The sequence below is a fragment of the Bremerella alba genome (assembly GCF_013618625.1).
Lineage (GTDB): Bacteria > Planctomycetota > Planctomycetia > Pirellulales > Pirellulaceae > Bremerella > Bremerella alba.
Genome location: NZ_JABRWO010000012.1, coordinates 178,516 through 191,869 on the forward strand (window position 1 = coordinate 178,516; position 13,354 = coordinate 191,869).

Genomic DNA, 13,354 nt, shown 5'->3' on the forward strand with positions numbered 1-13,354 from the left:
GGAGTAGTAGAAGAGTTAGAACGTAAGCATCTGACGATATTGGGCGAAACGACCGTCGATTTCATCGCGGCTTGTGCCCTGCAAGCGATCCATGCTGAAGTCTTCGACGATGAAGCTGGCCACGACGGTTCCGTAAGCCATGGCTTCCTTGAGGGTCTTCGGATCGAAGTCGTTCTGTTCGGCCAGGTAACCCATCATGCCGCCGGCGAAGCTGTCGCCGGCACCGGTCGGATCGACCACTTGCGGCGTTGGGAAGGCAGGCATCACGTAGGTTTCTTTTTCCGAGAAGAACATCGCACCATGCTCTCCCTTCTTCAAAACCACGAATTTTGGCCCCATTTCCAAAACCTTCTGGCCGGCTTTGACTAGGTTTTCTTCCTGGGTCAAGAGTTTGGCTTCGCTGTCGTTAAGGACCAGGCCGTCGATACGGCTGAGCAACTTCATGAGTTCGTCGCGTTCGATCTCGATCCACAAGTCCATCGTATCGGCCACTACCAGACGCGGGCCAGTCATTTGATCGAGCACCTTCAACTGGGTTGCCGGCGCGCCATTGGCCAGAAACACGAATGGGCAGCGGGTCGCTTCCTCGGAAAGGGTCGGGCTGAAGTTCTCCAGCACGTTCAGATGAACTTCTAACGTATCACGGTCATTCATATTGTCGTGATACTTGCCGGTCCAGCGGAAGGTCTTGCCCCCCTTTTCGACTTCGATGCCGGTCGTATCGATGCCACGCTCCGAGAAAAGCTTGGTATGCTCTTCTTGCCAGTCTTCGCCCACGACCCCCACCATGCGGACGCCGCTGAAAAAGCTGGCGGCATAGGAAAAGTGGGTTGCCGATCCGCCGATGATGTTTTCGCGAACTTCAGTGGGCGTATGAATCGAATCGATGGCGATGGAACCGACGACCAAAAGTGACATGGGGGCGTCTTTCGTTTTAGCGTGAGCAGTGGAAAATCATTTTCAACCGATGCGATGTTCCGACCCAACGATGGGAAGTTCTCCCTGTCTGGGCCATAATGAACCTCGCAAACGCCCCATTATCGGGGAATTCGCTTCGACTGCAACGTACCGCATGAAACCAAATCGGCATTGTGGTCATTTTCTTGTGGCGTCCTGAACCCCTTCATATTCGCTCGATTGCCTCGAAAGGTCGGAAAATTGCCTTTTCGCTCTGCCCTGCTCTGCGTGTTAATTTCCGCCTGCGTTTTCTATTCGTTCGCTTATGGTGACGAAGAAAAGCGGTTTGTGGCTCTGCTGGAAGATGGCCGAGTGGTAGAAGACGACGTCCTACGCAACTGGTATTCCGGCAATGCGATGCCGCAGTTGGCTGGGCAAAGCTTGATCAACGGGGGTAATCCCATGCGGTGGATGGTGGACCGCTCGTTGGGTCCTGCCGAGATGCCCAACGCCTACATCGAGCTTTTCTCAGGGGATCGCATTCCAGGGCATCCCGATGCCTATGCGGCCGAAGGGGTCGAATATCAGGCCGACGTGCCTGAGCATTTTCTGATTACACCCAGCTTTCCGTTTCGCCGGTCGACCAACTCGCGTTACCGCTCTGATATACGAGTCCGTCGCGACTTCGTGCGGAAGATCGTCTGGGAACAGTTGCCTGCGTTGATCGATCGCCATGTTCCAGCGACGGTCTTTTTGAAAAACGGGCGTGAGATCACCTTCCGCGCAATTCGCTTCTCGGAAGCAGGCATTCACCTACTGGTCGAACGCGAGCGAATGTCGTTCGGCTTTCATGAAATTGCCGAACTACACCTGGAAGTAGAATCCCCCTGGCAGTCTCATTTGCGTGAACTGGCGATCCTCTTCCCCGGTGGCAAGGTCGCTCCGGCCGATCAGCAGAGATTGGTGCAATGGGAAACCTCGGACGGCCTGGTTGCCACCACTAGCGTGCAGCGTATCGATGCCGATTCGCGGGGAGACAACAACAACTCCGATCGTTGGGCGCATGGTATTCAGCCGGCCTGGTCGATCGATCCGATCTGGGTCGAGTGCCGCTCGACCTGGATGCGGAGAAGCTGGGCTTTCGACGAAATGCCCCTATTTCGCTTGCCATATCACGAGAGCCGCGATGGGGCCATGTTTTCCCGTAACGGTTTCTCAGCCCGCATCAACCGAGGGATTTTGGCAGGTACCGCCAAGAGTGGCGATCGCATCAGCGGGTGGAGTTTGGGTGTGATGGCCCCCAGCCGTTTGAGTTTTGCCTTGCCGCCGATTGCCACTGGGTTTCGCACTTCCGTTGGGATCGATCAGGCCGCGCATGACCGGGGCTGTATTGTCGGTCGCGTTTTCGTCTCGTGGGAGAGTTCTCCGAAGTTTGAATCCAAATCGATTGTCGGTTCTGAAAAAACGACCGAAGGGGGTAATATCCATTGGAATAGCTTGCCTGGCGACGGGCAACTGATTTTGGAAGTGGACATGGCCCATCAAGATCGTCCCGAAGGTGCCGATCCGTTCGACATCCGCGACATGGTCAACTGGATTGAACCGCGTGTCCTTCTCGATCACCAGAAACTGCGCGAGGCCATCGACGAGCAAACGCCGGAGACGATCTTGGCCTGGAGCGGATGGCAACTCACATCGGACATTGCCAAGCTGCGTTTCCATACAACCCGCCGCCGTGTGGAATATCCCTTCGAAGCACCCTCGTGGCGGACCACCGTTGTCGCAAAGGACGAACCGCTGCGGTTGACGACAACCAAGAGGATCGCTCCTGAAACATCCTATCTGGAAATCAACGCAGCCAAGTTCGACGGAGGGGATGAGCCGAATATTGAAGTTCGTATCAACGACATTCCGGTTCTTTCGGAACCTCTCAAAAACGTTAATACGCACGATCATGTGAACACTCCGGCACCCTATTTAGTCGATTTGACTCCCTTCGCCGGGCATGAAGTTACGCTCGAAGTCTCGCAAACGCCAGGGCCAGACAATATCGCCGTGGATTGGCGTGGGATTCACTTTCTGTCAGAGCCATCGTTTCTGATGCCGGTGTTGGATGCTCCCTCCGAAAAACAAGTTGACAGCTTGTTAACGATCGCTGGACAGCCGGCCGGTGCGATCTGGAGGAACGATATTCGCTTGGTCAGCCGACCGGCCCTCGAGATCAACGATGGGCCATGGGTGCAGATTGCCAGTTTCGATCGTCCGATCGAGATTCGCGAACGCCCGCTGCCGGGTCAGTATCGGCAGTTGCGGTTCGCCTTTGAAAAACAGGGGGATGGCTATGTCCAGATTCGCCTGCTTCATGATCGTGATACCGAGTCACCGGCCATCTATTCGGTTGGGACAAGCAAAGCGGACCAAGGAGTCATCAAGCTAGACCCGAAGAAGATTAAGGAAAATGACTGGCACCAAGTCGGACCAGATATCTTCTCCAATTTTCGCGAACTCAACATCACCGGTATTGCGATTCAATCGGTCGGAGAAAGTAAATCAACGTGGGATCATTTTGTTTTTTCCAGCAGCGCCAGGCACTACGATCAATTGGCCTCCATCTCTCCGCTCAACAACAACTGGGACGACTGGCAAAAGCGATCAGAAGAGGTACTACCGCAACTTCGCAAAGCGCTGGTACAGGTCGATCGGCCCCAAAAACCCGGTCGTCCGGCAATTATGATTGACCAAGGCCAAGGCATCTTCGCCATGCTCGGAGATGACGATTGGAAACGGGGCAATCAGGTCACAATTACGCGAGATGACGGTAAAAAGTTCCCTGCCAAATGCCTGGGGATGGATGAAGAGTCGCAACTGGGGCTGATTCGAATTGAGAATATTGAGCAAGATGGACAATGGACCCAGATCAATCTGGCCGGCAACGATAAGTTCGATCGTCGGTTTGCCTACATGCTGGCTCAGCAAGATTCCGAGCCAGAGTTGATTGCTTGGGATATCTGCCGACCGATTACTTTCACAAACGCTATTGAGATCCTTTCCGGATCCCCCTCCATAGACTTCTCGATCGGTGCAATCGCAATCGATCGAAATCATCAGGTCGCCGGATTCGTACGCGGCAAATGCCCTAATGGGGAGCCAATTCTTACCATCGCCCATCCGCTTACGCAGAAGCGTGCCACCCTTAAGGGCGATTAACAAACTCATTTCTTTTAAATATATTTACAGCATATTACTTACCGCAAGACTCTTTATCCTTCCCGTCCAATTCGCAGGAACGCGGAGTCATTGGCGGTGCTGCGTAGCTATTCTTATCATCTCTCCATTCTTATTGGGAATCCCCATGCGCAAGACTCATGCTTTTACATTGGTCGAGTTGCTCGTCGTCATTGCCATTATCGGCGTGTTGATTGCATTGCTTTTGCCGGCGGTTCAACAGGCACGCGAGGCAGCCCGCCGCATGCAGTGCACCAATGGCGAGAAGCAAATCATCCTGGCCATGCACAACTATGAATCAACTTTCAAGTTGTTTCCCACCGGCCGTCTTGGATGCGATGGTGCATGCAACCCTACCAACGGCCCTGGTACTAGTGGTTTTGTGTTACTGCTCCCCTTCTTGGAAGAGAACAACCTATACGAATTGTTTGCACCCTATGGACCTAGTTCTGGGTTCCCAGGATCGCTCCCCGAATCGACTCTGTCGGCGCGTCCCGATGCTTTCGTTTGTGCCAGCAGCACCATGCCAGAAACAGTGACTTCCGGCAGTAAGCAATGGGCAACCAGTTCCTACGCGTTTGTCTCGGGGCATTTTGGACCTTCACAGGGCATCGGCGCGAAAGTGAAGTGGGATAACTCAGGCATGTTTGTTTACCGCGATTCATTCGGCGTCCAGGAGGCGGTCGATGGCCTTTCGAATGTGATGTTTGTGGGTGAAGTAATTGACGGCCATCTTTCCAATCACATCAACCGCTGGACCATCGCAGGCCGTCACCTCGATTCGCTGCGATCTACCGAAAACCCCGTGAACACGCCCGCCGGACAAGGCATCACCACGTCGCCGTACGGGGACGCACTCAACGGTGCATTTGGTAGCAGGCACCCAGGCGGAGCGAACTTTGCTTTTGGCGACGGATCGGTTCATTTCATTCCTGAAACGATCAATCTGACCGTTTACAAACTGCTTGGCCAACGGGCATCCAATAAGCCCAAAGCAATTAACTAGAAACGGCAATCGTCTGAGCGTTTCATTGATAATCATTCTTCAGAGATTGCCTTATGTCGAAATCCTTGTTGGTCAGCGCAGCACTCACCGCGCTGATGCTTGTTGGTTGTGGTGATGGTCGCCCTGCGGTGGTGAAGACGTCGGGGCAGGTTTTCCTTAATGGAGAACCTTTGATCTTCAAGGGGGATGGCTTCGTACAGGTGATTCCGGCCGATAATCGACCGGCAACCGGAATGATCAATCCCAGCGACGGTACCTTCACACTGACCACGTTTGACAATGATGATGGGGCCGTTCCCGGTGAACACGCGGTCACAATCCTCGTCAAGGCGCTGGGGCCTGGTGGTCAATCCGTGAACCTGCTTCCCACGGAATATACCGAGATGGAAACGAGTGGGCTCACGGTTGTCATCGATAAGCCGACGGACTCACTCAAGATTGAACTAGAAGGAAAGATGCGTGCTGCCCCCGACAGCACCAACGCCCTGCGGGGAGACGCTTCGGGCTTCTAATGATTAGTCACTAGGAAACATGGCTTCGCAGGCCTCTAGCCGAGAGCCTGCCTGGTCGGTGACGGCGATCTTCCAGTCACCACGCATACAAACCCCGGCGTGCGTTCCATCTTTGGCCAACAGATAAAGTTGCAAGTTGAAGTTAGGACGGCCCAGGGGATCTAACTCGAACGGCGGAGCGTGCTTGGCGGCGTGCTCTAAGGTTTCCATTCCGGCCTCCCTGGGCGACATCCCCTGCCCCATCAAGTGCACCGCCAGGAAGCTGCTGCAGTTGAGCAGGTTCGCCTCACCGTGCCCGACACTTCCACATGTGCCATGCTCGTTGTCGACGTACAGGCCGGCTCCGAAGATCGGCGAATCTCCAACACGACCTTTGGTTTTAAAGCAGTGTCCACTGGTCGAAGTCACACAGGCCAGGTTGCTTTGCTGATCTTGCCCTGCGGCGTGTACGGTTCCGCCGGGGTGACGATAAAAATGGGTTAAGATTCTCATAAGCTGCTCGGTCTCTTCATCCGCCGGAGCTGGCAGCCACTCTTTGTTGGACTGATAGGTCCTCTTCCACAGACGCCACAGCTTGCGTGCTTTCTCAGTTAGCAAGTCTTCCGTTGGAAAACCGCAAGCCCGAGCGAATGCATCGGCTCCTTCGCCCTGCAACATCACGCGACGCGATTCTCGCATTAGGCGGAGAGCAACCTGCGAGACATAACGCACGCCTGAAAGGCCGATAATGGAACCTCCGCGGTGCGATCGACCATCCATTACGGCGGCGTCCAAGCTGACATGCCCCTGTTCGTCGGGAAGGCCGCCATAGCCGACGGTTAGTTCGTCCGGGTCATCCTCGACCAGCCCCACTCCTTCCACGCACGCATCGATCAGCGGAAAGTTCTCTTGCAGCTTCTTCCAGGCCAACCGAGTGGCTTCCAAACCGTTGTGCGAGGCAATCACTTTCATGGTTTTTTGTCACCACCAGAGCGGTATAATTAATGGACTCGAAATGAACACGAACGCGTGATCTATTTTCCACGTTTCGTCAATGTTAACGGATATTGAATGCAGGACATCTTACCAGATGCCCTGCTTGCTGACGTTCCGCAAGGCGGTCGTTTGCAGGGATAGTTAACCTGCCAGCGAGATACGTGAACGCTCAGTACATCGTTGCTCGTTAGAATCGGGATCGTGATGCGTTTCTTGGCAAATGCGTATCATCCGATCTAGGATCGCCTTGCTCCATTGAAGGACTCATGACCAATCCATTCGACGAAAGTGATTCGCCCACGCATTTGCGAATCAACCAAAGCCCGGAAGTACTTCCTCGCCAGGCACAGTGGCTACGCGGCATCGGCGGCGTCATGGTGGGGCTTTCGCTGATTGTGGCGTTTGCTCCCCTCTTTTTCGCTGCGGACGTATCCTCTATCGAGACAACCTCGTACCTGCTTTGTCTGGTCACGGTGCTGGTTCTCGACGGGTCGCTCGTGGCGGTGCTTATTACCTGGCGGACCGTTGCCATGTCGCGTTTGGGCGAATGGCAATTCACGATCGAAGGGTTTCAATCATCGCATTATCGCAATCTGCTGCTCGGAGGCGGAATGCACACGGTCTCGTTGTTCCTGCTGTGGATTCCCTTGCTCATGCAAGACAAACCCAACACACCGCTGAACGGTTTTTTGCCCTTTGTGGCGATGGCCGGATTTGGCGCGTTGGCAAGTATGCCCTGGCTCGTGCAGTTTTTTCTGAATGTCAAAGGACACGATCTTGAAGTGCACGAAGAAGGCATGATGATTGGCGGCTTCTTTCCTTGCCGCTTCAATCGCATCCGCAGCTACAACGTCTGGGAAGATGCTGCCTCGCTGGTGGTCTTCGATATCCGTGGACGCGGCCCCGTTGAAGTATTTATGCCCCCTAACGATCGAAAACTTCTGGTGGCGGAACTTCGCCGTCACGTGGGGCCGCCACAACGAGAAGGCCGCTCGGAAGACCTGTCCGATGACAACCATAAAGGACAATTCGGAAACCTATCGGTATTTCGATAGCCGGCTATCCAACGCTGGCAATGAAACACTTCAGGTATTCATTTTCCAGACAAATTGCGTTCACCGGATGATCGGGGGCTGCTCCGCGCTGTTCGAGAAGTCGCAGATCGCGGCCCGTTTTCTGCGACACGCCGAGCAGCATCATCAGAAAATCCTCGCGGCTTACATTTCCACTGCAGCTGCAAGTCACCAGGATGCCGCCAGGCCGTAGAAGTAGCGTGGCATGGCGATTGATATGGAAGTAGGCCCGCAAGGCTTCGTCGATCGTGCGGCGAGACTTCGTGAACTTAGGGGGATCAAGGATGATTGCGTCGTACTGGTCGCCGGCATCAACGCGGGCCTTCAAGTAATCGAAACAATCGGCTTTCTCGAACGTCACGTTGCTTAGTTGGTTACGTTCCGCATTTCGTTGAGCCGCAGAAATCGCTGGACCACTTCCATCGACGCCATGCACCGAGGCTGCCCCACCATGCTTGGCGGCATTCATGGCGAAGCCCCCGCTATAGCAGAACATATCCAGCACCTTGGCGTTTTGCGGCAAATAACTGGCAGCTACACGCCGATTGTCACGCTGGTCGAGGTAGAATCCGGTCTTCTGCCCTTGGTTCATATCGACCTCGTACCGCAAGTCGTTTTCGACGAGCTCGATCGGTTCGCTGGGCAGTTCACCGGAAAGCAGTCGCGGTTCGACTTCCAGGCCTTCAAGCTTCAAGACGCCTGCTTCTCCACGCAGAGAGATGCTTTTGGGTTTGAGCAGATCGGCTAGAATCGCTGCGATGCTTTCGACGCGGCGGTACATTCCCAGCGAGGTGATCTGAATCATCAGATGCCCGGCGAAGTTTTCGACAATCAGACCGCTCAGCCCATCGGCCTCGCTATAAACGAGTCGGCAGCCTGCGTCGTCGTGCAGGAGCCCCTGTTCGCGGCGCATCAAGATGGCTCGCTCCAGACGGCCACGCCAGAAGTCGTCATCTAGTGGCTGCTGCTGGTCCCACGAGTAAAGCCGTACACGCAGGTGGCTGTTGCGATTTATCAAACCGTACGCGATAAAGCGGTCTTTATCGCTGTGAAGCTGGACCACATCACCATCTTGCACCTTGCCAATGACTTTATCGATGCCGCTGTCGCGGACCCAAGGATGCCGTCCAAAGAACGGCTGAGCCTTGCGCGGGCGAAGCTTTACAATCGGGATAGAGGACGCGGGTACATCGCTTGTTTCATCGGACATTGGGGGACTATTCAGATTCAGAAGGAAACTTTTCCTGGGCCAATTTCAACGTCGCGTCCATACGTTTCAGACACGCCTCTTTGCCCAATATGGCCAAGCAATCAAACATGCCAGGCCCGACCGTTTTGCCGGTCACGCTCAGGCGAACACCATGAATGATGTCGCCAATCTTAATATCCGCCTCGTCGATGAACGCGTGCATCTCTTTATCGAGATGCTCGACAGTCCAATCCGAAACATCGGAAAGATGATTGCGGAAGGTTGCCAATATGGCCTGAGCTTCGGGGCTGGAAAGCCGCTTCTTGAAGCCCTTCTCGTCCATTTCCATCTTATCGTCGGCGACATAGAAGTAATCGGCGTAGGAAAGAATGTCCCCCATCACCTTCAATCGATCGCCACAGGCCGCGACAATCCTTTCCAACTTCTCCATCTCCCCTTCGGCGTTAGAATCAGCAACCAGGCCAGCCTTGGTCAGGTAAGGCATCATCGCGGTGGCCTTTTCCGATACCGATAGCTTTTGCAGATGGCGATCCTGGAAAGCCCACAGCTTTTTGGCGTCGAAACTGGCCGGAGCCTTGGTGACGCGTTCCAAGCTAAAGTGCTCGATCATTTCGTCGACGGTGAAGTCTTCGGTCTTGTCGTCTAACGACCAACCCAGCAGCACCAGATAGTTGAGGATAGCCGCTGGCAGGTAGCCGACCAGTTCGTAGAAATCGACGATCACCGGGTTGAACGTCTCGGCTGACATATGAACGCCCATACGGTTGGCGATGTCCTGACCATGTTCGTTGACCCGCTTGAAGTCGGGGTTCTTCAAATACTTCTCGAGCTTTCGCTTGCTCAGCTTGTTCTTACTGCCAGGCTCGGCAACGTACGGCAGGTGAGCATAGACGGGCAATTCGTACCCAAGCGACTGGGCGATGAAGATTTGCCGTGGGGTATTGGGCAAATGCTCTTCGGCACGAATCACATGCGAGATCTCTAGGTCGTGATCGTCGACCACACTGGCCAGGTGATACAAGCACGAGCGATCGCTGCGTTGGATAACGTGGTCGTTTTCTTTAGACCACTCGAACGAGACATCGCCACGGACCGCGTCGGTAAACTCGCATTTACCTTCGCGAGGCATCTTCAAACGGACGACAAAGCTGCGTCCTTCGGCCTCGAACTTGGCGCGTTCCTCCAGCGTGGTCGCCATCCATTTGCGGCTGTACTGAAATGCTTTCTTTTCAAAGTGTGCTTGATCGCGTTCGGCGTTGACTTCTTCGGTGGTCGAGTAGTCGTAATAGGCGAAACCGTCTTCGATCAGCTTCTGGGCGGCAGCTTTGTATTTGTCGGAGCGTTGCGACTGATAATAGGGCTCGTGCGGGCCGCCCATGCCGGGGCCTTCGTCCCAGTCGATGCCTAGCCAATTGAAGCCATCGAGAATGGGCTGCAATGCTTCTTCGACGTTGCGTTGTTGGTCGGTATCGTCGATCCGCAGAATGAACTGGCCACCGTGTTTGCGAGCAAACAGCCAATTGAAGAGGGCGGAGCGAACACCACCGATGTGCAGGTAACCGGTCGGACTGGGGGCGAAGCGAGTACGAACTGGTGCCATGATGATGCGGGTTTAAGCCGTGTTGGAGGAACCGAACAGCGACAGGTGGCTTCCCCTTATCGGGAGTAAGCCACCCTGAACGATCCCTAAGCTTAGACGCTTGCGGCAAAGCCCGTCAAAGGGTCTGCGGTGATTTAAGCAGCCGCTCGGCGTTTTAACTTCTTTAAACGTCGCCGTTCGGCCTTGCTGAGCAGATGATCTGGTTTGGCTTCCAGTCGCAAGATTTCCTCATCCTCGGTGGAATTTGCCGAGTCGTCGTCCTCCTGAGAATACCTGCCGGTAATAGTAGGCACCTGATTGGCAGCGGGTTGCTCCTGAGGAGCCGGCGTATGCTTCGGTCGTGTTTTGACCCTTGGCTTCATCGTTGCCCGCTCTTGCTCGTCGGTTGCCGCCTCTTCCTGGTCGGCATCTTCGGCAGATTTTTTGCCCCACGAGAACCACCCTCGCTTTGGCGTTTCTTCAGCTGGCTCTTGCTCGATCGTGGACGCCGCGATCTTCGGCTTGGCTGGCGTCTTGATTTCCGTTTCTGCCGAATCGTCTTCTACCTTCTTTTTGCCGAATGAGAACCACCCCCGCTTCGGTGTTTCGCCTTGCAGAGTTTCCTCTTCCGTCACCTTGGCGGCAGACTTCGCGGGCTTCTTTACCGGCTTAGCAGCTTCCTCAGGTGACTCTTCTGATTTCTTCTTACCGATGGAGAACCATCCGCGTCGCGGCTTGGCTTCTTCTTCGTCCTCTTCGGAATTCTCTGGGGCAGTGGGTTTCGCCGCTGGCTTTTTGGCCGCAGAACGAGTGGCCTTCCTCGGCTTCGCTTCCTCTTCCGTTTCTTCTTTTACTCTCACCGAACGCCGTGAGATCAGCCCCTGGGCGTCTAACCACACAAATCGCGAATATTGGACGAGGGTTGCCAACAGCAGCCCCACACCCAAAAGCTGGGCCGCATGGATCGCCACTCCAGCCGGCACACTACTAGGAAGCAACAGTAAATCCATCTGCAGGGCCATCCCGGCGAATAGCAGCGCCGCACTGATCAGGCCGACGGCGATCGTGCCGAAGCTTTCGCGAACTTCAATGAGCGCTCGCAGGGCCATCGATCCATAGGCAACACACCACACGACAACCCACCAGCCATCGGTCTGGCCGAGCAGTCGCACACGCGTGACAGCTTCTAACCCACGAGCGACATCAGTGCGGAAGTTCAGCATGCAGTCTAAGCTGGCAAACAACAGTAGCCCGGCAAACCATAACCAGCAACGATACCGGCCACGGTAGTCATCCAAGCGATGCCGTCGAATACGATACGTGAGAAACGCCAGTATCGCCCCAACCAAGAGCGAGCCTGCGGAGAGATACGTTCCCAGGCTATCTACCCGGGTCAGATCTGCCCAACGCACAATATTCGCGCCGTAGTGATGCATCGCTAGCAGCACAGCGACGCCGAGCAAAATAGTGGCATAAATGAATGTGACATGAACAAGATACACCGGCACCATATCAACGATGCGAATCCTTCGCTCGTCGACGGCAGTTCTCGAGTAAGTCCGTGCCGATTTGCGTACAACGTCGTCCGCTGTGGTCGCCGCAGTTTGAGTGCCTGAATCGCTAGTGCGATCGTCCATGAGGGCCCGGCGACGACGTTCGTCGCGCAGGCCATTCCGCCTGAATTGCATGCTCAGATCCATCCCTGGTGAAAGAAATGTCCACGTCCCTGTGGCATTTAATCATCCTACACTTCTCATTTCGGCAATTGATCGGAGTGTTCTGAATGATTGCTGGACAGTATTTAGCCAGCAAACGACCGACGCTTATCGCATCGCGTAAAACACGTAAAGTCGGGCACGATTGCTGGCAAGGCTAGCGGTATCTCGCTGGCCTACGCTATTTGGCGTCGATCACCGGGTTGGTGAGCACACCTAGCTTTTCTATCTCGACCTGTACTTCATCGCCCGGCTTCAAGAAGACGGGTGGATTTCGTGCCATGCCCACCCCCGGCGGCGTTCCCGTGTAAATCAAATCGCCTGGCATCAAGGTGCAAACCTGCGAAAGGTAAGAGATCAAAACGTCGATTCGGAAGATCAACTGGCTGGTCGACGAGTCTTGCATCGTTTCGCCATTGAGTCGGCACTGAATCCGCAAATCATGTGGGTCTTCGATCTCGTCCGCCGTTACCAACTCGGGGCCGAGGGGGGCGAAGCTATCAAACGATTTGCCAAGCAGCCACTGCTTGCCCGGCTTGCCCTTTTGCCAATCACGGGCCGATACATCGTGCCCCACCGCATAGCCGGCAACATGGCTCATGGCATCTGCCTGGGCAATGTTCTTTCCGGGGCGACCGATTACCACGACTAGCTCCGCTTCGTAATCGACTTGCTTGCTAACTGCAGGCAGTTCGATCGGCTGGCCGTCGGCTCGCAGACAGGTGGGAAACTTGTTGAAAACAACCGGTTCATCACCGACTGTCGCCCCAGTCTCGGCGGCATGGTCAGCATAGTTCAAACCGATGCAGAGAATCTTTTGTGGTTCGACAACCGGAGCAAGCAAACGAAGCTTGGCCCGATCAAGGAGTCGCCCTTCCTCTGCGGCTTCCAATATGGCTTCGCGATGCAACGACAGCATCGGTAGCAAGTGCTTCATCTGAGTTGGCAGCAACGGGTCGGCCTGATTCAAGTCGACATAACCTTCGCCACGGGCCACGGCGGTACGTGGGCCGGTTTCACTTTGATAGCTGATCAATCGCATATCCGTCGACAACTTTCCTGAGAAGCAAGTCCCACAATCGGTAAAAACCTAACAACACTCAAAACTCAACTTATCGCAATTACTCGCGCGGGACAACGAGACGTTTCTGCTTTCCAACGA

Annotated in this window: 10 protein-coding genes; 4 read left to right on the forward strand and 6 right to left on the reverse strand. The window is 54.8% G+C overall.

The features are described from left to right. Window positions 1-15 precede the first annotated feature (15 nt). The gene (locus HOV93_RS20395) at window positions 16-918 is read right to left on the reverse strand and encodes a PfkB family carbohydrate kinase (RefSeq protein ID WP_207398385.1); all 903 of its coding nucleotides are present in this window, start codon (window positions 916-918) and stop codon (window positions 16-18) included. A 240-nt stretch (window positions 919-1,158) separates the two neighbouring features. On the opposite strand from HOV93_RS20395, the gene HOV93_RS20400 reads away from it, so the two are divergent. The 3 genes from HOV93_RS20400 to HOV93_RS20410 all read left to right on the forward strand — a co-directional run bounded on the left by HOV93_RS20400 (window position 1,159) and on the right by HOV93_RS20410 (window position 5,640). Further along, window positions 1,159-4,104: a hypothetical protein gene (locus HOV93_RS20400; RefSeq protein WP_207398386.1), complete on the forward strand. Its 2,946-nt coding sequence runs from the start codon at window positions 1,159-1,161 to the stop codon at window positions 4,102-4,104. 145 nt (window positions 4,105-4,249) lie between these two features. After that, window positions 4,250-5,128, forward strand: coding sequence for a DUF1559 family PulG-like putative transporter (locus tag HOV93_RS20405; RefSeq protein ID WP_207398387.1), 879 nt, complete (start codon window positions 4,250-4,252; stop codon window positions 5,126-5,128). Between the two features lie 53 nt (window positions 5,129-5,181). Continuing rightward, a complete protein-coding gene (locus tag HOV93_RS20410; protein ID WP_207398388.1) occupies window positions 5,182-5,640 on the forward strand; it encodes a hypothetical protein in 459 nt (152 codons plus the stop codon). 3 nt (window positions 5,641-5,643) lie between these two features. On the opposite strand, the gene HOV93_RS20415 is transcribed toward HOV93_RS20410, so the two are convergent. Further along, complete coding sequence (locus HOV93_RS20415) at window positions 5,644-6,591, reverse strand: isoaspartyl peptidase/L-asparaginase (RefSeq protein WP_207398389.1); 948 nt, start codon at window positions 6,589-6,591, stop codon at window positions 5,644-5,646. Window positions 6,592-6,881: 290 nt separating this feature from the next. Here HOV93_RS20415 and HOV93_RS20420 point away from each other — a divergent pair, with 290 nt between their 5' ends. Then, on the forward strand, window positions 6,882-7,670 hold the full coding sequence (locus HOV93_RS20420) for a hypothetical protein (RefSeq protein WP_207398390.1): 789 nt from the start codon (window positions 6,882-6,884) through the stop codon (window positions 7,668-7,670). A 4-nt stretch (window positions 7,671-7,674) separates the two neighbouring features. Here HOV93_RS20420 and HOV93_RS20425 read toward each other — a convergent pair whose 3' ends face one another. The 4 genes from HOV93_RS20425 to HOV93_RS20440 all read right to left on the reverse strand — a co-directional run bounded on the left by HOV93_RS20425 (window position 7,675) and on the right by HOV93_RS20440 (window position 13,234). Continuing rightward, entirely contained in the window at window positions 7,675-8,898 is a 1,224-nt protein-coding gene (locus HOV93_RS20425; protein ID WP_207398391.1) for a class I SAM-dependent rRNA methyltransferase, read from the reverse strand. A gap of 7 nt (window positions 8,899-8,905) precedes the next feature. After that, window positions 8,906-10,498 carry a glutamate--tRNA ligase gene (gene gltX, locus HOV93_RS20430; protein WP_207398392.1) on the reverse strand — a complete coding sequence of 531 codons (1,593 nt, stop codon included), beginning with the start codon at window positions 10,496-10,498 and terminating at the stop codon, window positions 8,906-8,908. A 134-nt stretch (window positions 10,499-10,632) separates the two neighbouring features. Further along, window positions 10,633-12,165, reverse strand: coding sequence for a hypothetical protein (locus HOV93_RS20435; RefSeq protein WP_207398393.1), 1,533 nt, complete (start codon window positions 12,163-12,165; stop codon window positions 10,633-10,635). 208 nt (window positions 12,166-12,373) lie between these two features. Then, entirely contained in the window at window positions 12,374-13,234 is an 861-nt protein-coding gene (locus HOV93_RS20440; RefSeq protein WP_207398394.1) for a fumarylacetoacetate hydrolase family protein, read from the reverse strand. Between the last annotated feature and the right edge of the window lie 120 nt (window positions 13,235-13,354).